Below are 19,076 nucleotides of genomic sequence, written 5' to 3'. Positions count from 1 at the left end.
CGAGTCATTCGATACTAGCTTTACAGAATAGTATACAAAGTCATTGATTATAATTCCGCTATTGATATGCGCCTCCGGAGTAAAGGGTCAACTATGGACAGAACAGGGAGGTCTGCATGAGTGAACGGGATCATCGCGGGCGCTCGGTTGCCGATTTTCCGGGTCACGGAATGCGCGAGCGGTTGGCTGTCTACGGGTTCTTCATCATCATGGGCATCGGTACCTCGGCCTGGATTTCTCGACTGCCAACAGTCAAGGCCAGCCTCGGTCTGCAGCCCTCGGGCCTGGCTCTGATGACCATCCTGGGCGGCTGCGGCGCTCTGGTTGGCATGCTGATCTCGGGTGTATTGACTGATCGGCTGGGCGTGCGCCGGGCCATGCTGCTGGCAGCCTCCACCTGGTGTCTGGGCATGATAATCGCGGCACTGGCTGTCACTTTGTGCTCAGTGCCCGGGGTGGTTTTGGGACTGCTCTTCAATTCGGCGGGGATCAGCCTCTGGGGAACGGTCAACACCGTCGAGGCGGGTGCAGTGGAGCGATTCTCCTCCCGGTCCATAATGCCGCGTTTTCATGCCTCATATAGCTTGGGCATGTTTCTTGCCTTGGGACTGGGCTCGCTCCTGTCTCATCTGGGTGTGGCCATAGGTGCGCACCTAGCAGTCAATGCGCTAGTTAGCCTGGCTCTGGTGATCGCCTGCGTTCTGCTCTGCCCGGCTCAGCCTCTAGGGGATTACAAGGGCGGCGCTGACGACCAACGTTCGGATCAGCAGGCGGGGTCGGAGTCAAAGCAATCGTCCGCCTTCGGCAAGCAGTTGGCTGCTTGGGGCGATGCACTGGTTCTCATGCTTGCCCTGATTAATGTGGCCCTGGAGGCCAGCGAGGGTGCTGTCAATGATTGGACCGGGATCGGCCTGGTCGATGCTTTTGGCGTCCCCGAGTCCCAAGCCGGTCTTGCTCCCACGATCTTCGCTGCAGCCATGATCGTCTCAAGATTGCTGGGTACGCATCTGATCGAACGACTGGGAAACATGCGCTCGCTGGTCCTGACCCTTCTGGTCTCGGCTCTGGGCATCCTGGTCTATGCTCTTGCTCCCTCTTTCGTGTTGAGCCTTGTCGGCACTGGAATTTGGGGCGTCGGAGCTGCTCTGGGTGTACCTATCGTTACCACGCTGGCAACCAAGGATCCAGCCGTGGCAGCCCAGCGTGCTTCGGTCATCTCCACTGCCTACTACGGGGTCTCTTGGATCATTCCCCCGGCTATCGGGTTTCTGGCCGACCATACCGGTGTCAGGCCTGCTCTGTTGCCCTTGGCGTTCTTGCTGGCGGCGGTTACCCTCATGGTGCCCACGGTGTCCAGGCTCACTCGGGAATGACGCCCTTCGGTTGGCAAAACTCCGCCAACCGATTGTCGGGCGAATACAAGAGATGGAGACCGGCAGTACGGTCTTTGGGCAGATACTCGGATTCAAACAGCCGTTCCCAGATATTGCCGTACACGTCTGTGAATTTTATGGCCACAGCAGCCAGTCGACACCGGCCCTGAGGGTCGCCTTTGTCTAAAAAGCGGGGGGATTGGAAGATGTCTTTAGGGCAGATGGTAGGCAGGCTCCAGACAAATCGTCTGTTAGGATCCATGGATATAACCCAGTCAGCCGTTGGTAGTGTGCGCCAGGCGTGATGATGGCCGAATCCAGGCACCCGGTAATAGTCGGCTTCGTTGTGCTGGAGGTTGATGGCTTGTAAACGGGTCTGCTTCAACAAATCCCAATGGACCAGGATTGAGACCTGGCGAATGGTGCCTTCGCTGTGGTTGGTGATGATCAGGTATTCGTCTGCCCCTTGCTTCTGATTGTCGTTCCGAGCAGTCTTGGACTCCCAAACATCAACTCGTGAAGCTTGTTTGAGCAAGGTCTGGTAGAGGTCATAGTTGCGCCGTTCGTCGTCCCTTGCAAAGGTCATCTTCATCTGCCGAGCGGAGTACACGATGGTTGCAGGAATAGCTACAACTGTGGCTATGGCTGTAATGGAGTTAATGACGAGATTAATAACGTCGATGATGGGCATGGACACTCCCCTGAATATCTGCAACATAGTCCCAAGCATGATCGTACATCGTTGCCATAAGTGATCCTATGCCGTCTAGAGGGTGACTGTCAGATGGTCAGATGGATGCCTTTTCCTGCCAGATTCTCCAAGCACTCCTGCAGATAGGCTGCATCATGCTCGGGGTAGATGGGGTCCGTCAACGGCACTGCAGTTAAATCCTTGTATGGCGGGCAGTGCCTGCCGCGGTAGAGCGGGTCATACCAGGCAGGATCAGGATGGTAGCCGCGCTCGCGCATCGTTGTCATGACTAGTAGATGAAATTGAAAGAGCTTGTATGGGGAATGAAGAAAGACATAGTCAACGGTGGCATGCCGCCGTCCCCAGCCCAGTCCACGCAGAGCGGTGATCTCCCGATGCTGACCCAGCAGCTGCTGTCTGGGAAGCAGTCGAATCAGACCCTGATGCCACAATCGCATGACACCCCCCTCGTCGGGGCATAAGTGAACCCCTCCTTCAGCCTAGACACTTGCATCACTATGAAGTGACAGGCGGAAGGAGGGGGTTCCGGTAATCTCTTACTGCAGTTCCTTATTGGGCGATGAATCCACCGTCCACAACGAATTCGGCACCCAGCGCGAACTTGGATTCGTCGCTGGCCAGGTAGACGCAGATCTCGCCGATGTCCTGTGGCTCGCCGATGTGGCCCAGAGGTGTCAGCTTACTCATCCTGTCTTCAAGGCTCTGGCTGATCAGAGGGGTCTTGATGAATCCGGGATGGACCGAGTTGATGCGAACACCGTAGTTGTTGTTGGCGGAATCCAGAGCAGCGGACTTGGTCAGCAACCTGGTTCCGCCCTTGCTGGCGTTGTAGGCTCCGGCCCGGCTCAGGCCCACAAAGCCCTCAATGGAGGAGATGTTGATGATGGAGCCGCCGCGGCCCTTCATCACCCTCATGCCATGCTTGGTGCCCAGGAAGGTTCCGTTCAGGTTAATGGCGATAACCTTTTTCCAGTCCTCGTAGCTCTCCTCGTCCATGGTGGCACCGCTGCCGCCTATACCAGCATTGTTGACCACGGTGGTCAGCTGGCCCAGCTCCTTTTCAACGGTGTCGATGGTGGAGACCCACTGGTCCTCGTCCGTCACGTCTAGGGTGTGGAAGACGACCTGCCCGGGGTGCTCCTGCATGAAGCTGCGGGAGGCATCGCTCTCCTTGATGTCGGTAAGGGCCACCTTGGCTCCCTCGCGGACGAAGCATTCGGCTACGCCCACGCCCATGCCGCCGGTTCCTCCGGTGATGATGGCTACCTTACCTTGTAGACGATCAGTCATATCCACTCCTTTATAGAGATGTGCTGTCATATTCCATCTTATGGGATGGCATGCCCATGCTGATGACCGACGTATGGATGACTCTCGTCCCACTGACACTTCGAAGTTATCCATCAGGCGCCAACAGTTCTGCAGGGGCCACAATATATTTTCCACTGAAACAGTGCGCCTCTTATGCTGACTGGGCTGCGCTTAGATATCGAGCAGGTGGCGATAGAGTTGATGATCCACAGGTCGGTCAAGACTGAGATCGGTGATGGTGACAGGCACTCGGCCCTTGCCGTCTGGCCCTGGTTTTTCTGTGGCTCGTGATGGCCCTACCGCGGTGACATGACCCAAATAGTAGTAGCGACGGTCTGCCGCCTCTTGTCGGCGCATGACGAAAAGCGGAATGAAGTGAGTTTCCTGCCAGCCTGGCCGCTCCAGACCCTGACGCATCCACTGGAATTCCCTGGATTCAGGTCTTCTATGGTTCTTGCTGAACCAGCGTAAAGTTTGGTCGCTCAGGAACTGGTCCTGGTACTGGCTGTTGGCGTACTTGATGAAGATGGGCATGGTGCCTGTAGTCCGATCCACCATGTATCCGCCGATGCTCTGGCCGTTGACCTCGTGATTCCAGCCCAGCAGGCGCACGACTTCGGCCATAGTGTATTGCCTTCCCCTAAGGAATCCGTGCTCACACTGCAGTTCCTGGGCAGGAACATTCCCGATGGCATCCTGGCAGTTGAGCAGACCAGTTTTCAGGGTATCCACGAAAAAGTTACGGAAGGTGCTGTGCTCCTCAATCAGCCCGGCGAAGGTCGAGTTGAGTCGGATGGATCCGTTCTCCATACGGCTGATTAGCGGAAGGCCGCCGAACCGGCGGGCCTGGGTCGGTGTGAAGTAACTGCCATCCAGCACGCGCAGAGCCGATGCCATCTGGGTGGGATCCCGATAGGACTGCGGGAACCGTTCAGTCAGGGTAGCTTTGAGCCTTCCAATGTCGGTCGCTGTGTTTGTAGGTTCGCTTCTGGAAAGTTGCCACAGTTGCTCGAGGATGATCAACTCCTGAGGCCTTAAACCAGGTAGCAAGACTTCGGTGGCCATTTTAAGAATGCCCGTTTCGGTTGGGCTGACTGGGTCAGGCGGAGTGCCATCCGCGCCCAGGTTACGCTCGCGAGAACATACGAAAGAGTGATAATCACCTAATTTTGTGGCCATGGTACGCGTGAGCGATGGATCGTGAGCGTGGACGTCAGTGAGCATAGGGATGCGTCCTAGCTGGAACCTTAGCTGGCGATATGCTTCGGTCAACTTTTTCATAGCCGACCAATCTGCTGTGTCCAGAGATCGCAGGATACGTGTCCGTGCGATGGGGTCGAAGCTGATGGATGATAGGCCTATGGTGTGGCGTTGCAAGTTGCGACGGGCCATGTCGCGATCGCCCGTATTTCCGTACAGGGCCACGGGGATTAGATAGTTGTTGGTGTAGTTGCCGATGAAGTCTATGACAACGACGCTCTCTTTATGATCGTAAAGCCGTAGTCCTCTTCCCAGCTGCTGAGTGAAGACAATGCTGGACTGGGTATTGCGGAGCATGACTATTTGGTTGAGCGCCGGAATATCGATGCCTTCGTTGAACAGGTCAACAGTGAAGATGTAGTCCAGGTCGCCGTTTTCCAAGTCCTGGATAGCTTTATCGCGTTGCGAAACCGGGGTATCTCCGGTTACAGCCTGGGTACGATAGTTTCGTTCGGCCTGCTGATTGAACTGGCGGTTGAACAGCTCTGACAGTTGTTGAGCCTCTTCCCGTCTACTGCAGAAGACGAGGCCGGTGATCTGCTGGTGATAGGGGCTGTACTGTTGCAGGACATCGATAATGTATCTGACCCTGCCTGGAGTGGTTAGCTGTCCTATTTCGTATGTCAACTGGCCGCGGTCTCGGCTGTTGGTATCATCATCGACGGTAATGCTGGGCCGACCATTGCCGCTAGAGGGGTCAGACCCCAGGTATTCGGTCACCCCGTAATAGTGGAATGGGCAGAGCATACCCTCGTCCAATGCCTTCTGCAGTCGTATCTCGTAGGCTACGTTGTATCCGAAGAGTTCGAAGATGTTGAAACCGTCGGTTCGCTCAGGAGTAGCCGTCATACCTAGAATGAAGTCTGCCGCGGAGAAGTGGTCGAGGATTGCTTGATAACTTTTAGCTCCGGCATGATGGACCTCATCGATAAGGATGTAGTCAAAGGCATCGGCTGGGAACTCTTTCAGAATATCCGGACGACTCATGGTCTGCACCGTTGCGAACAGGTAGCGGCTGTCCTTCTTCTTATCCCTACCGGTAAAGAGGCCGGTCTCCTCCTTGGGGCAACCCAGAATTTCCTGATAGGAAGACTGCGCCTTCGTCAATATCTGCTCCTGCTGAGCCAGGTAGAGCATCTTGGCGGGACCTACTTGCTTGACGTCCAGGGCCGACAGGAAGGTTTTACCTGTTCCTGTGGCTGAGATGATGATGGCCCGATGTTCGCCCCGCGCTCGCAGCTCTTTCAGGTTCTTCAGGGCCTCCCGCTGCATGGAATTGGGGCGTATGTGTCTGTGCCGGCGTGCAGTCTCGAGTTGCTTTCTGGGTGGGGCGTAGCGGCGAAAATCCTCTTCATATTGCTCGATCCAGTCTTCTGTCAAAGGCTGAGATTCAGCTACTTGTCGATTAATTTCATGGTTGATTTGGTCGATCAGCGCTCCTCGGTCCAAGGAGGACAGGCGCAGGTTCCACTCACGCTGATTCGTCAGGGCCTGTTGGGTGAGGTTGGAACTGCCAATGTAGAGGTCATAATATGGTTTGCCGTTTTTTAGGTGCTTGGCGAAAATATAGCCTTTGGGGTGGAAGGGTTGGCCCTCCGGTATGACTTGAGTGGTTGAATCCTCTGACTCTGATCTCTGCTCGCCTTGCCAGACTCTCACGTCGGCTCCGGTAACGTTCTTGAGCCTAAGCAGTTCCCAAAAAGCTCTTGGAGGATTGAAATAGTTCTTAGTGGAGGTGATGATTCGCCCAGGTCGGCTGCCGGATCTGGCTTTTTGGTTTTTAAACTCTTGGAAAAAGGAAAGCAGGGTCTCGGCAGATACGAATGCAACTGAGATGTCGAAAGTCTCGCTTTCCTGGAGCTCTTGGCAAAGCGCGTCCTCCATATTGTCACCAGGCTGGTTGGTGATTAGTCGGGGTGTGAAGTCCTGGGCTCCAGCAGATAGTTCCCGAGTCGGATCGTCGCCTATAAGGCCTGTAACCACGCCTTCGAATATCGAAGTCGAATCAGGATCTATTTGTAGATGAATGTCCGCGTTCAAATTAGAATCCATGTTTTCCTCGATACCTTTGCAGATTTAAGTTTCCCTAGTCTGACCGACTCGGCAGATTGGCTGTTCGAGCGTTCATCGATGACCATGGTGGGGACTGCCAAAGCACTGGCTCGTGGCTGCAAGAATAGCCACAGCCGGTCTGTCGGCCGGAGCCCAGTTCAAGTATGGAAGATCTTCTGGAGCCAGCCAGCGAAGAGCTCGGTGTTCACTGCGTTGCGGCTGTCCTTTAGTAAGGCGGCAAAGTTGAACGCAAAGGGCAATGCGGCCGAACGGATAGGTGTACATGGTCGTGCAAACTGGTTCCAATACTTGGACCGCGCAATCAAGTTCCTCGAAAATCTCACGGCGTAGGGCTTCCGAGGCTGATTCGCCGGGCTTGATCTTTCCTCCAGGAAACTCCCAACAACCTTCGAGGGTGCGACCTGGTCCACGTTGAGCACATAGGATCAGCCCTTTTTCGAGAACAGCTCCGCCTGCTACGCTCGTTATCTTTGTCCGGTTGGTCTGCAGTGTGGTCATGAGTGCTCAATTGCCTTTCCGCCTTTGGGAGCCAGGTCCAGGATACAACTTGGTGACTTCCAATAAATGTTCAAAGGCCAAGGTCTATGACTGGGGGAGAGGATATGGATTCGCCACCCGTCTTCTGAGAAAGAGGCAGGGTGGCGAAATAGTTATAGGGCCAATTGTGGCAAGGTTCGATCAACTGGTTTGAGTAGCCGACTTGCGCGTACCCTTCAAAGGAATAATGCCCAGGAACAAGGCTGCAATCATGATCAGGATGCTCAGGCCGAACATGATGATGTAGCCGTGAGGTTGGTCAGCGATGGCGCCCCAGAAGAGAGCGGCGAAGGCTGAGGCCAAGGAGCCAACCATCTGAATGCGTGCATAGATGTTCGTATAGTCACGCGAGCCGAAGACGGCTGTAACCAGGATGGGTGTCTGCACTGTAGTGCATGCGTAGACCAGACCGAAGGCGAAGGCTCCCAGCAGGAGGAGTGCGGGCAATCCGGGGAAGGCGACCATAAGGCAGACGCCGAGAACGCCGCCGCCGATGCCCAGACAGAGCCCGCCCACGATGCTGCCGTCGTTGACCATGCCCAGGATGACCTTGCCGATAGCCTGGCCGGCCATGCAGGAGGAGGCGATCAGTCCCGTGTAGGCCGCCATGGACGGCAGGGATGCCGCATAGGAGGGCAAGAACTGGTAGATGGTCTGATTCATGGTGATCAGGCCGCAGAAGATTGCCAGCGCCCAGAAGGCAGGGGAGCGCAAGGCCTGGGAAGCAGTCATGCCCACGGTCGACGCTGCAGGCTCTGAGCTCTTTTTGCCTTTGCTTCCAGTGTCTGCGCTGGTGGTGGCCGCCTCAGCTGCAGCAGATTCCTGGTCGGTGGCGCCGTAGGGATGCAGACCCATCTGTTCGGGCGTGCTGCGAATCACGAAGATGGTGAAGGGCAGGGTGACCACCAGAATGAGAATGGCAAAGACCATGTATCCCTGCCTCCATCCATCAGGGGCGGATCTGATGATCATGGTGCCTATCTGGTTGAAGATCACGCCGCCTATTCCGGTGAAGGCCATGCACAGGCCGATGAAGAACCCGACCCGTTTGCGGAACCAAGCGTTGATGAGAGTGGGCACTGACAAATAGAGGATGGGCGGCATGCCGATCCCCAGAACCACGCCGCATAGATAGAACTGCCACATGGCGGATGATCGAGACATACCCAGGCAGCCCAGTCCGGCCAGAATAGTGCTTGCCGTCAGGACGATGCGCAGATCGTAGCGGTGCATCAGCCATCCGGCCACTGGCAGGAAGATGACCATGGTGATGCTGAATATACTGAAATACCCAGTGAATGCGGCCTTGGGAACATGGAAGTAGTTGCTGACAGGAGTGAAGAAGATGCCTGCGCAACTGCATACCAGCGATACGGGGATGGCCGTGAAGACGATGCCCGACAACACGATCAGGTACGGATAAACAGCCTGTTTTCGTGATGAAGACTGTATCGGTGTGGTCGACATAACTGCGACCTTTCTCTCGCCGAATCGGGACAAACTAACTGCTGTTTGGTTCTTATGATCCCAATGATTCGCGGTTTGTCTGCTCTGAATGTTGATTAGAGGAAATTTAAGAACTAATTGTAGTTCAATATTTGACCCTCACCTATCGTTACAATACAGATTAAGTAGTTTTGCGACACTGTCTTTTTTACTTCTTGCAATGAGGTGATCGAGTCCGCTTTTGGCTGACAGCCGCCTTTCTTCGTGGATTACTGCGTCGATTCTACATGTGACTGGCCAGCGCAGTCCTGACTGACCTGCCCTTCTCAAAAGATTCAGCTCTGTCATGCGCTTGGTCATGGTTGTCGATGTGGACCTGGTTATAGTCAAGACTTGCACTTCCAGCGACTCGAGGTTGTACCATCAGGCCGATTGAAGATAAGGAAAGGTGGGACTGTTATGACAGTTGCAGATAAGACAGTGTTGATCACCGGAGCTTCGTCCGGCATCGGGGAGGCCACAGCGAGGCTGTTGGCGCAGCGAGGGGCCAAGGTGGTGCTGGGCGCTCGCCGCAAGGATCGGCTGGATGCAATCGTGAACGACATCGTTCAGGCCGGTGGCCATGCGGTCTCCATGGCTCTGGATGTGACCGATCGGCAGGCCAATGAGGATTTCGTGGCTTTTGCCAAGAAGCAGTTTGGCGGAGTGGACGTGGTATTCCTCAACGCTGGACTCATGCCTAACTCGCCCTTGTCGGCCCTGCATGTGGACGAGTGGGACCGCACCATTGACGTCAACCTGAAAGGCGCATTGTATGGCATTGCTGCGGCCCTGCCGGAGTTCACCGGGCAGCGCCACGGGCAGTTCATCGCCACCTCTTCGGTTGCTGGGCTCAAAGCCTATACTGGCGGAGCGGTCTACGGGGCAACCAAGTGGGGCCTGCGTGATCTGATGGAGGTGCTCAGGATGGAGTCCGCCCAGGAGGGGACACATATTCGCACCTCTACCATTTATCCGGCGGCCATTAAGACTGAACTACTGGAGACCATCACAGACAAGCAGACCCTGGCTGATATGAACAAGACCTACGACAGCTACCAGATTGATCCCGAACGGGTGGCTCAGGTGGTGGCCTTTGCCATTGATCAGCCTGAGGATACCAATGTATCGGAATTCACCGTAGGCCCCACCATCCAGCCCTGGTGAATTCCTCCGTCGCTGCCTTCAGTCGCCGTTGGAGGAAAGAAGACGAATGCCGGCTTGGGCCATGGCCTTTCGAGCCTCGACGCCCTGATCCTCGCTGACCGGGACAGTCAGATCCTCGAAGACCGTGACCTGGTAGCCCAGCTTCGCGGCATCTAGGGCCGTTTCCTTGACGCAGTGCGATTCGGCGATGCCGACTACATCCACTTGGTTGACGCCAGCTTGCGCCAAGGCATCGGCCAGGGTGACGCCTGATGACTTGGTCGCAGCGAATTCCTCCCTGCTCTGGATCCGATCAGTGTTGTCTTCGATGCCTTCGAATCCGGAGTAGGCGGCGGAATACTGACCCTTTTTGAAGTGATGGGTGATGCCCAGCCCACGAATACTGGGATGCAGCTCCGCCCCGGGCGATCCGGCCACCCCATGTTTGGGCCAGGTGTCCACAAAATCCGGATGATCGGACCAGTGAGATCCAGGCTCGATGTGCCAATCCTGGGTGGTGGCCATGTAGGCGTAGTCCCCGGCATGGCTGTGGACATAGTCGGCGATTTTGCCGGCTGTGGCGTTGCCCCCCTCGACTCCCAGCTCACCTCCTTCGCAGAAGGTCGGCTGAACATCCACGACAATCAAAGCCTTGGACATGGTGATCACTCCCTTGGTCGATGCTGACGGTAGGCAGAGGGAATACCGGATGGAGCTCCTCGATCATTTCCTCGTGCGTATCAGTCTAATTCTCGCAGATGCGTCGGTTCTCCAGCTTGAATGCATGTGGACAAATATGGCGGCGAATCAGCATTTTGTGCACGAGATGATAAGGAGGTAGCAAGGGTGATCATACATGGTTGCGTGAGGCGGATCCATACGGACTTTTTGGGTGTCTGCTTGGTAGCCTAAGTGCCAGGATTGTACGGAGTTATAGCTTATGCTTTTGGGGCCACCTCTTCCGTACGATGACGGAGCGGGCATCGTTCCAAGGGAGGAGATGCGGGTATGAGGACCAATGAGTTTGGTCAACCTATTGGGGATGCGATTTCGTTTGCCGGGGCCATGATGCCGGAGCCTGTCAACTTGACTGGCAGGACCGTTCTGGTAGTGCCCTTGGACGAAAACCAAGGTGATGCCTTCTATGAGCGGATTTTCAGTCCGGAATGCGACGAATCCATCATGACCTATAGCACCCACGATCTCTACCCTGATAGACCAGCATTCGACTCAGGCTTTGCATCGATGATTGCAAGCCGGGATCCTCTCTTCTTTGCCATTCTGCGTAAGCCCTCCGCATCCGATCTTGGTATTGGACGGCTTGCGGGCGGGGAAGATCCGGATTTACGGGAGCTGGTGAAGCTTGATCATTCGTCGGATCTGTTGGGCATGTATGCCTTGATGCGGATTCGGGCGGATATGGGAAGCGTCGAGATGGGCCATGTCATCTATACCAAGGAGTTGCAGAGAAGCAGACAGGCAACTGAAGCCCAGTATCTGATGGCTCGGCATGTCTTCGAGGACTTGGGCTATCGCCGATACGAGTGGAAGTGCGACAGCCTCAACGCGCCCTCCCGGGCGGCTGCGCTGAGGCTGGGATTCAAGGCTGAAGGCCGGTTCAGAAACGACATGGTCTACAAGGGCCGAACTCGGGATACGGATTGGTTTTCCGTAACAGATAGTGAATGGCCAGCAATGAAAGAGCGGCTGGAGACCTGGCTTGAAGATGACAATTTCGATCAGGTTGGCAGGCAGAAGCGTCGTCTGCAAGATTGCTGAACTCTTGTTGATCTGAATGCAGCTGCTTATGGTTGCACCGCTGCATCCTTGATAAAGCCGAAATAGGCATTCATGGCTCGGGCTGTGGGAGTGTCATTGCGGCGCAGCAGTGCAAGAGGAGCCCCTTCAAACAGCACCTTGCCGCCCGCGCTCCCGGCTCCTGGGCCCATGTCGATCACCCAGTCAGCCTGACCTATGAAGCGCAGGTTGTGTTCTATGGCGATGATAGTGAGTCCTTTGCTTGCGATGAGTTTGCGCAAGAGCGCAATCTGCTGCAAGATATTGGATTCGTGCAGGCCACTGGTGGGCTCATCCAAAATCAAGGTCTCGCGAATTCCGTCTTTGAGCAGCTTGGCCAGTTTGAGGCGTTGCAACTCACCGCCTGAGAGCGTATCGAGAGCTTGCCCAATGGATAGGTAAGACAGCCCGACGTCCTCCAGTGCCTTCATGGCTGGCCCCAGCACTTCACGATATTGGTGCATAGCTTCGCTGGCAGTCAGTTTCAGCACCTGGGCGATGTTGAGACCGCGGTATCTGGCGGACAGAGCCTGCGTTGAATACCTGGTTCCATGGCAGCTTTCGCAGACAGTGCTGGTATCACCCATGTAAGCAATATCCAGGGTGACGACTCCCTTGCCCTTGCAAACCGGACAGGCTCCAGCAGCGTTGAATGAAAAGAGTGAAGGGGATTCGCCTGTGGCCTTGGCGAAGGTCTTACGCAGCGGGTCGAAGACACCCAAGTAGGTCAACAAGTTGGAGCGTCCGCTGGCCTTGATCGGCTTCTGATCCAGGAGTATGGCATCATGCTGTGCCATGAAGCCTTCCCGGATCAGCGTGCTCTTACCCGAGCCGGCCACTCCGGTCACCACAGTCAGCATATGCCTGGGTATTTTGGCGCGGGCTTCTCTGACGTTATGGGCAGTGACCTTGTCTATTGCATAGAAGCCTTCCGAAGGCGCCGCCGGTTCGTTTACAGTGCCTGGATCTGACAAGGCTCTGCCAGTGGTTGTTTCGCTTGCCAGCAGAGACTGATAGCTCCCCTCGAAGACGATGCGTCCGCCTGCCCTGCCTGCTCCTGGCCCCATGTCGACGATATGATCGGCGATGGCGATGAGCTCGGGGTCATGGTCCACGATCACCACCGTATTGCCCTTGTTCCGCAAGCCCTTGAAGATTTTCTTGATCCCAGTCAGGTCATGGGGATGCAAGCCAACGCTCGGTTCGTCAAAGATGTAGAGAACATCATTCAAAGGGCTGTTCAGGCAGTTGGCGATTTTCAGACGCTGTCCCTCTCCTCCGGAAAGCGTAGAGGTGCCACGCTCCAAACTCAAGTAGCCCAGACCAACCGTTATCAGGTTGACTATCTTGCGCTTCAGGTCCTGCAGAATGGTGTCAGCCTGATCGTCATGAATTTTTCCCAGCCAGTCCTGCAGGTCAGCCACGCTCATGGCAGAACAGTCAGCTATGTTCAGTCCGCCGATCTTGGCTGAGCGGACCTTGGCGTTGACCCTGGCCCCTTGGCAGTCAGGACACTGGGCGATTCGTGTAACCTGCTCGAGCTCATGCTGGTATTTGTCGGCGTTTTGGTTGATAAAGGTCTTGGTGATTCGGGGCACCAATCCCTCAAACATGGCCGTCTTGTGCCAGTTGGGACTAGGGTGTGCCGGTCTTTGCTTCTTCCCGTAGAGCAGGAGGTCAAGATCACTGCTGGTCCACTCACGTAAGGGCAGATCGTTGTCAAAATAGCCTGAGTCCGTATACCTGGTCAGTCTCCAGCCGCCCGGCTGGAAGGTGGAAAAGTTGATGGCGCCCTGATTCAGTGAGAGATCCACGTTGAGCAGGCGATCAAGCACTAGGCTGCGTATAGCTCCCAGGCCCTGGCAGGTCGGGCACATTCCCGCAGGATTGTTGAAGGAGTACGTCATGGAGTACCCGATGAATGGCTGGGCCATGCGGGAGAATAGCAGGCGCAGGGCAGTGTAGATATCAGTGTAGGTGCCTACGGTTGAGCGAGCATTGCCCGAGAGCTGCTTTTGGGTTACGACAATGGAGAAGGGCAGGTTGTCGATTCGGGCGACTTCCGCAGGCTCATACTTGGGCAGGAGCTGCTGAATGTAGGAGCTGTAGCTGCGATTGATCATGCGCTGTGATTCGGCTGCCAGCGTGGAAAACACGAGTGACGATTTTCCCGAACCCGACAGGCCGGTGACCACGGTGATGGCCCGCTTTGGTATGGCCAGCGAGACTTGCTTGAGGTTGTGCGTGGAGGCCCGATCAATAAGAATGCACTCGGTCCTCATCGGGCGACTCGCTCCTGGCGTAGCTTGTTGATAAGCCTGTTGGCAAGAGTAGCGAACTCTTCCTGTTCGTCTTTGGACCAGACCTGTCGGGCATCTTCCTCAAGGGTTTTATGCTGTTGATCGATGATGTCAAGCATGTCCCGGCCATCCTGGGTCAGATTGGTCTCCAGCTCTCGCCGGTCGTGGGCGTCAGGCACCTGCCTGATGTATCCGAGATCGCGCAGAGTGCTGAGGTTCTTGGAGACCTTGGATCGGCTCATGCCGAGTCGCTGACCAATCTGTGAGGGCGTGGACGCTCCTGTGCGCAGAACGGTGAGGATGTCGAACTGTTGCCAGGTGATGTTCCCCGGATTGACCCTGTTGCGCTCTGCTACGAATTCGCACTGCAGATACATGAGAGCATCGTAGAGGGAGGACGGATTATATGATTTCATTATAGAAACTATATCATATCGGAAACTATCTATTGCCCGGATAGCTTGCCTTTCTCTGAATTCGTTCTTGTCTGACTGTATCGACTGATGAGGCCACGTCTCAGGAGGTTCAATATTGGCCTTGTGTTGTTGAAAGAGCTTCTTGCATGAGAGCAGGCGTGTGTCTGCCTGGTGGATCCCTTGATGCGGTTTAGCAATTTTCTCTGCTGGTCGCTCCAAGGTAAAGGAGGTCTATTGGACTAAAGGCTCGTGATTTGTTGACAGCGGCGGTGGGATGGAGTGTCAACTTATCATCCTATCAGCATTGCTTAGCCAATCGGCTATGCAGAACGACGATACTGAGGCCTAAATGCTAGGTAAACCAGCATGCCCACCGGTCGGAGAGGCTGAGCTAAGGCCCTTCTTTTGCTCGAGCCTCCTGTATTAAGAACGTTGATGAATAGGTTCTTGTATTTCCTTGATTTGACAGCTAGGCCTTCTTTGTTAAGAATGTAGCATGCTACATTTTGGAGAGGTGGTATCTTTTGGAGCTCTCGGAGAAGCGGCCAGAGGGATTGGTCAAAATAGCCAACACCCTGCTGGAAAAGCACATGAATGAGTGTGTCCAGAGCATCTTTCCCAATCTGACTGGTCCCCAATTTGTCATGGTCTATTACCTGTATGAGCATGAGGGCCTGGAGGTGACGCAGAAGACGGTGGGCGACAGGTTCCGTTTGAGCCATCCCACGGTTCGGGGGGTTGTTAAACGGCTGGTCAAGGCAGGATGGTTGACGGCAAAGCCTCAGACTGATGACCGACGTCAGATGGTTCTTGAGCTTACCGGACATGCGCGCAAGGAGCTGAACGCCCACCAGGTCGAGATCCGGCATGTATTAGAGACCACGGGCAAGCTTGCCTTGAAAGGGTTCGATGAGCGGGAGAGCAGACAGCTGGTCAGCTACCTGGAACGGATCATTAGAAACATGGAATCCTGATCTGTTTTTAGTCGGAGCATGCAGGCTTTGGACCGAGCCGGTGAAGGACGGGGAGGATGCGGTATGAATAAGGATGGCGGCAAGGGGAAAGGCAGCAAAGGCGGGGCTAGGGGAAGTCGTACTGCGATGATGGGCACGCTTTTGGCAGGGGCCTTCCTGGCCCTGATGGCGGAGACTTTCCTTAACAATGCTCTGCCAACCATTATGGCGGAATTCCATGTGTCCCAATCCACCGCACAATGGCTGAGTACCTCCTATCTGCTGGTGGTGGGGCTGATGATACCTGTATCGGCTTGGGTGTTTTCTAACTTCCGGTCCAAGCACACCTTCATGGCCATGATGGCTATTTTTTTGACTGGCTCCCTGGTCTGTATCTTCTCCGAAGGGCATTTCCCGCTGCTGTTGGTGGGCAGAATCATCCAGGCTGTGGCCGCTGGATCGCTGATGCCTTTCATTCAGAATGTGGTACTGCTGCTTTTCCCGCCTGACAGGCGCGGTGTGGCCCTTGGCGTGGTGGGTCTGGTGGTGGCCTTGGGTCCCACGGTTGGCCCCACGCTCTCGGGGTTTGTTTTGGAGCACTGGTCCTGGAGGGCCTTGTTTGTGCTGCTTGCCGCCTTGAGTGCCGCGATCCTGGTGGCGTCGTTTTTCCTGGTCTACACGGTCAACCGCCAGGTGAGAACCCGGCTGGACGTGCCTTCCGTGGTATATTCCTGCCTAGGTTTCGGGCTCATTCTTTATGCCCTGTCCGCCATAGGGGACGCGGGTGGTGCGTCAGTGCTTGACTTGGGATTGCTGCTTGCTGGCGTGCTGGTAGTAATCCTGTTCTGCCGGCGCCAGCTGCGTCTGGAGTCGCCGCTGGTGAATTTGCGTGTTTTCACGAACGCTACTTTCAACCTGACCAGTCTGCTCAGCACCTTGAGCAACATTGCCATGGTAGGGGTGGAGCTGGTGCTTCCCCTGTACCTCCAGAATACGCGCGGGTCAAGCGCGCTCACCTCTGGTCTGGTCATGCTGCCGGGAGCCATTGTCATGGGCATATTCAACCCTCTCTCTGGTCTGATCTATCAAAGAATCGGAGCGAGGAAGATTTCCCTTTTGGGGTACACAGTGCTGCTGGCCGGAACCTTGCCGATGATATGGTTCGGCCCCACTACCAGTCTTATTGTGATCGCCTCCTCTTATGCTCTGCGCCTGGCAGGAGTGGCACTGGTCATGATGACCACTTTCACCGAGGGCATCAACGCACTGCCCGCAGAACTCACAGCCCACGGCAACGCTGCTGCTTCGACTGTCCGCCAGGTGGGAGGCTCGCTGGGTACAGCTGCAGCCATGATGATCGTCACCATCGGCGCTCAGCGCGGCAGTCTCAGCGGAGCCACTCCAGCCCAAGCTCTCGACCAGGGCTACCAGTGGGCCTTCATCTTCCTTATGCTCGTAGCCCTAATCGGCCTGTGTGCCTCGCTTTTCCTTAAGCGGCATAAAACTGAGAATGAGTAAGAAAGATATCTTTTCGCTTTCAAAGCAGGGGCCATTGCTGACAGCGATTGGCTCATAATGCCAACGAGCAGGGATACATACATCGGTCATAATTTGATACTTAAAACTCTTGGAAACGCCAACTGCATAATTGCATAATGCGAACAGGATTCTGGATCGGCGAAGAGAACCTTTGTTGCCGGAGAATACAAGAATTAAGAGATTCATTGCAGATCCCCAGACACGTATGCATAAGAGACGACGAAAATAAGGGAATTGACTTATCCATCGTCTTTTGTAGCATTTGGCAGCCCTTTTCGGACCCAGACTGCTTCTCGGGCACAGACCAGCAACATCCTGAATAACTCAAGCCCGAAGAGATACCAGAATCCGTCAAGCAGGGAAATGCTGAGGACGTAGAAAACGACTATTGTGCAGGGCAAGGCCAGGAATTCGACAAGGAAGAGAAAAGCGTTATCCAATACTGGGCGAAGGAAGCCCTCGGTAATCGAATCAGTTATGCTCTTGCAGGCTATATATCCCAAAAAGGGCAGAACGATTACATGCACCTGCGACCACACCCTTGTGCTGATGCCTGGTTGCATCAAAGGTATGACGCTTATATAGATGTACGAAATGCAAACGGATATGACGCCGATCATCACATTTGCAGATCGCATAACCTGCAGTCTGCTATGGACGTACTCCGAGCCGAGCCCGGAAGAGGCGCCTATCAGCCGGGCCACCAGAACTGCCAGTGACTTTGTATATGCCTCGGTGGGAATAAGGATGATGTACACGGCGTTGTTCAACAGCGCGTATGCAGTATATGCGGAAATATCGAGTCTGCCGAAGCTTGAAGAGATGATGATGGTGGATATGTTCCACAGCAGTACTGAGAGGCCAAGTGGCACGCATTGCTTCGTATAGGATTGCCACGAGTATTCATAGGCATGTCCCCTGGCGGAGGCCAATCCACGCATCTTACGAAAGAGCGTGAAAAGCAACATCACGACTCTTGCCATTTTTGATAGCAGCATTCCCAGGATAATGGCAAAAATTCTCAGATGCATATAGAAAAGGAAGAAGACCGAAGCCGACAGTTTAATCGCGAATTCGCAGATGTAGATAGATAATACTTTTCTCTGCTCTTTCATATTCTGAAGGGCATATTCTGCGACCGTGCCCAAGGTGCTTAAGGCAAATGCGACCGTGGCCCACCTGACATAGATGGTCATCATGTCTGTGGCATCCGGATTATGAATCATTGCAAAAGAAACGGTTTGCGATGTTATGAAGAGTCCCGAACCCACGATCAAAACAAGAGCACCTGTAAAGGCGAAACATCTCGATATAGCAGTGCGTATCTCTGATCTTCGGCCTGCTCCTTCAAGTCTGCCGACTATAGTCCCGCAGACGTAGGCTGGACATGTTATCAGGGCTTCATACAACCAGATGACTTGAGAGCCTGCCGAGACTGCTGACACCTCGTGCTCGCCGACAAAGCCGAGCAGGAAGGAGTCGCAATAGAACATGACGTTAAAAAGAATGCTCTGAAATAATAGGGGGACTCCAATGGCCGCATTGCGTAGGCATGTTTTGATAGTGTCGCTCATGCGCCGAGTCACTGCTCTACCCCGGTCTCGAACCTGGTGGAGAAGTGACAGGCGATTCGCTTGAGTAAGCCTACCTGCTGCAAAGATGCACGGGTGCCAACTTGTAACTGGTCACGGGCCTGAGTGTATCCTCGCCTGCATTTGCAGTAAGTCTTCAAAGGCATGGCCCTGAACTTTCTTTGTCTCGCCTCTGCTCGCAGCTTCTGGTCGCCTCCGGACATCCCTGTCTTGCGCGGCACTTAGGCGATGAGGCCCTGTATGGTAACAAGATCGCTTAGCTCACTATATTAAACAAACCGATAAGACCAAGCAAAGTGGGAAAGGAACAGGATCGACAGCGCAAAGGATGACAATGCCGATATTCTGCATACAAAAAGAGTCTTGGGCCACTGTCCAAGACTCTGCTGGCGGAGGATACGAGATTCGAACTCGTGAGGGCGTGAACCCAACACGCTTTCCAAGCGTGCGCCATAGACCACTAGGCGAATCCTCCAAGGCTGCAATGAACGGGGCCGTAGCCTACGTGACCCTTATCAAGGCAACTAGGAAATAGTAACACAGGGCGGGGATTGCAGGCCAGTTCAGACGTGTCGCCGGCAG

Annotated in this window: 15 protein-coding genes and 1 tRNA gene; 5 read left to right on the top strand and 11 right to left on the bottom strand. The window is 54.8% G+C overall.

The genetic code is table 11. The features are described from left to right. The first annotated feature begins 116 nt into the window (after positions 1-116). Positions 117-1,373: a sugar MFS transporter gene (locus P273_RS0107170; RefSeq protein ID WP_024627774.1), complete on the top strand. Its 1,257-nt coding sequence runs from the start codon at positions 117-119 to the stop codon at positions 1,371-1,373. On the opposite strand, the gene P273_RS0107165 is transcribed toward P273_RS0107170, so the two are convergent. From P273_RS0107165 to P273_RS0107140, 6 genes are all read right to left on the bottom strand, one after another. After that, positions 1,360-2,064 carry a hypothetical protein gene (locus P273_RS0107165; RefSeq protein ID WP_155804724.1) on the bottom strand — a complete coding sequence of 235 codons (705 nt, stop codon included), beginning with the start codon at positions 2,062-2,064 and terminating at the stop codon, positions 1,360-1,362. The genes P273_RS0107170 and P273_RS0107165 overlap by 14 nt on opposite strands. An 89-nt stretch (positions 2,065-2,153) precedes the next feature. Continuing rightward, a complete protein-coding gene (locus P273_RS0107160) occupies positions 2,154-2,522 on the bottom strand; it encodes a TIGR02328 family protein (protein ID WP_024627772.1) in 369 nt (122 codons plus the stop codon). A gap of 112 nt (positions 2,523-2,634) precedes the next feature. Continuing rightward, the gene (locus P273_RS0107155; protein ID WP_024627771.1) at positions 2,635-3,375 is read right to left on the bottom strand and encodes an SDR family oxidoreductase; all 741 of its coding nucleotides are present in this window, start codon (positions 3,373-3,375) and stop codon (positions 2,635-2,637) included. 192 nt (positions 3,376-3,567) lie between these two features. Continuing rightward, entirely contained in the window at positions 3,568-6,708 is a 3,141-nt protein-coding gene (locus P273_RS0107150) for a DUF3427 domain-containing protein (protein WP_024627770.1), read from the bottom strand. A 72-nt stretch (positions 6,709-6,780) separates the two neighbouring features. Next, on the bottom strand, positions 6,781-7,227 hold the full coding sequence (locus P273_RS09850) for a (deoxy)nucleoside triphosphate pyrophosphohydrolase (protein WP_081709312.1): 447 nt from the start codon (positions 7,225-7,227) through the stop codon (positions 6,781-6,783). Between the two features lie 180 nt (positions 7,228-7,407). Then, positions 7,408-8,733 (bottom strand): MFS transporter, encoded by a 1,326-nt coding sequence (locus P273_RS0107140; protein WP_024627769.1) that lies wholly within the window; start codon positions 8,731-8,733, stop codon positions 7,408-7,410. A gap of 438 nt (positions 8,734-9,171) precedes the next feature. On the opposite strand from P273_RS0107140, the gene P273_RS0107135 reads away from it, so the two are divergent. Beyond that, the gene (locus tag P273_RS0107135; RefSeq protein WP_024627768.1) at positions 9,172-9,918 is read left to right on the top strand and encodes an SDR family oxidoreductase; all 747 of its coding nucleotides are present in this window, start codon (positions 9,172-9,174) and stop codon (positions 9,916-9,918) included. Between the two features lie 18 nt (positions 9,919-9,936). Here P273_RS0107135 and P273_RS0107130 read toward each other — a convergent pair whose 3' ends face one another. Next, entirely contained in the window at positions 9,937-10,557 is a 621-nt protein-coding gene (locus P273_RS0107130) for an isochorismatase family protein (RefSeq protein WP_024627767.1), read from the bottom strand. A gap of 348 nt (positions 10,558-10,905) precedes the next feature. Between P273_RS0107130 and P273_RS0107120 the strand changes: the two genes are divergently transcribed. After that, positions 10,906-11,676 (top strand): GNAT family N-acetyltransferase, encoded by a 771-nt coding sequence (locus P273_RS0107120; protein WP_024627765.1) that lies wholly within the window; start codon positions 10,906-10,908, stop codon positions 11,674-11,676. Positions 11,677-11,702: 26 nt separating this feature from the next. On the opposite strand, the gene P273_RS0107115 is transcribed toward P273_RS0107120, so the two are convergent. Both P273_RS0107115 and P273_RS0107110 read right to left on the bottom strand, forming a co-directional pair. Further along, complete coding sequence (locus P273_RS0107115; RefSeq protein WP_024627764.1) at positions 11,703-13,976, bottom strand: ATP-binding cassette domain-containing protein; 2,274 nt, start codon at positions 13,974-13,976, stop codon at positions 11,703-11,705. Next, positions 13,973-14,410 carry a MarR family winged helix-turn-helix transcriptional regulator gene (locus P273_RS0107110; RefSeq protein ID WP_051354168.1) on the bottom strand — a complete coding sequence of 146 codons (438 nt, stop codon included), beginning with the start codon at positions 14,408-14,410 and terminating at the stop codon, positions 13,973-13,975. Before P273_RS0107110 ends, P273_RS0107115 begins: the two co-directional genes overlap by 4 nt. Positions 14,411-14,934: 524 nt before the next feature. Between P273_RS0107110 and P273_RS0107105 the strand changes: the two genes are divergently transcribed. Both P273_RS0107105 and P273_RS0107100 read left to right on the top strand, forming a co-directional pair. Next, the gene (locus tag P273_RS0107105; RefSeq protein WP_024627762.1) at positions 14,935-15,384 is read left to right on the top strand and encodes a MarR family winged helix-turn-helix transcriptional regulator; all 450 of its coding nucleotides are present in this window, start codon (positions 14,935-14,937) and stop codon (positions 15,382-15,384) included. Positions 15,385-15,447: 63 nt separating this feature from the next. Next, on the top strand, positions 15,448-16,881 hold the full coding sequence (locus P273_RS0107100) for an MDR family MFS transporter (protein ID WP_024627761.1): 1,434 nt from the start codon (positions 15,448-15,450) through the stop codon (positions 16,879-16,881). Positions 16,882-17,141: 260 nt separating this feature from the next. Here P273_RS0107100 and P273_RS0107095 read toward each other — a convergent pair whose 3' ends face one another. Both P273_RS0107095 and P273_RS0107090 read right to left on the bottom strand, forming a co-directional pair. After that, a complete protein-coding gene (locus tag P273_RS0107095) occupies positions 17,142-18,476 on the bottom strand; it encodes an MATE family efflux transporter (protein WP_024627760.1) in 1,335 nt (444 codons plus the stop codon). Between the two features lie 405 nt (positions 18,477-18,881). Next, positions 18,882-18,969, bottom strand: a tRNA-Ser gene (locus tag P273_RS0107090). Positions 18,970-19,076 lie beyond the last annotated feature (107 nt).

The sequence above is a fragment of the Bifidobacterium sp. A11 genome, assembly GCF_000499185.1.
GTDB lineage: Bacteria > Actinomycetota > Actinomycetes > Actinomycetales > Bifidobacteriaceae > Bombiscardovia > Bombiscardovia mizhiensis.
The sequence above is the reverse complement of the archived record's forward strand: the minus strand, read 5'-3'. Positions and strand labels throughout refer to the sequence as shown.

What these genes read in the sequence shown, in the direction of transcription:
- P273_RS0107155 (WP_024627771.1), bottom strand. Translation starts at nt 3,375, where the DNA reads ATGACTGATCGTCTACAAGGTAAGGTAGCCATCATCACCGGAGGAACC.
- P273_RS0107135 (WP_024627768.1), top strand. Translation starts at nt 9,172, where the DNA reads ATGACAGTTGCAGATAAGACAGTGTTGATCACCGGAGCTTCGTCCGGC.
- P273_RS0107150 (WP_024627770.1), bottom strand. Translation starts at nt 6,708, where the DNA reads ATGGATTCTAATTTGAACGCGGACATTCATCTACAAATAGATCCTGAT.
- P273_RS0107165 (WP_155804724.1), bottom strand. Translation starts at nt 2,064, where the DNA reads ATGCCCATCATCGACGTTATTAATCTCGTCATTAACTCCATTACAGCC.
- P273_RS0107115 (WP_024627764.1), bottom strand. Translation starts at nt 13,976, where the DNA reads ATGAGGACCGAGTGCATTCTTATTGATCGGGCCTCCACGCACAACCTC.
- P273_RS0107120 (WP_024627765.1), top strand. Translation starts at nt 10,906, where the DNA reads ATGAGGACCAATGAGTTTGGTCAACCTATTGGGGATGCGATTTCGTTT.
- P273_RS0107130 (WP_024627767.1), bottom strand. Translation starts at nt 10,557, where the DNA reads ATGTCCAAGGCTTTGATTGTCGTGGATGTTCAGCCGACCTTCTGCGAA.
- P273_RS0107110 (WP_051354168.1), bottom strand. Translation starts at nt 14,410, where the DNA reads ATGAAATCATATAATCCGTCCTCCCTCTACGATGCTCTCATGTATCTG.
- P273_RS0107100 (WP_024627761.1), top strand. Translation starts at nt 15,448, where the DNA reads ATGAATAAGGATGGCGGCAAGGGGAAAGGCAGCAAAGGCGGGGCTAGG.
- P273_RS0107095 (WP_024627760.1), bottom strand. Translation starts at nt 18,476, where the DNA reads ATGAGCGACACTATCAAAACATGCCTACGCAATGCGGCCATTGGAGTC.
- P273_RS0107160 (WP_024627772.1), bottom strand. Translation starts at nt 2,522, where the DNA reads ATGCGATTGTGGCATCAGGGTCTGATTCGACTGCTTCCCAGACAGCAG.
- P273_RS0107170 (WP_024627774.1), top strand. Translation starts at nt 117, where the DNA reads ATGAGTGAACGGGATCATCGCGGGCGCTCGGTTGCCGATTTTCCGGGT.
- P273_RS09850 (WP_081709312.1), bottom strand. Translation starts at nt 7,227, where the DNA reads ATGACCACACTGCAGACCAACCGGACAAAGATAACGAGCGTAGCAGGC.
- P273_RS0107140 (WP_024627769.1), bottom strand. Translation starts at nt 8,733, where the DNA reads ATGTCGACCACACCGATACAGTCTTCATCACGAAAACAGGCTGTTTAT.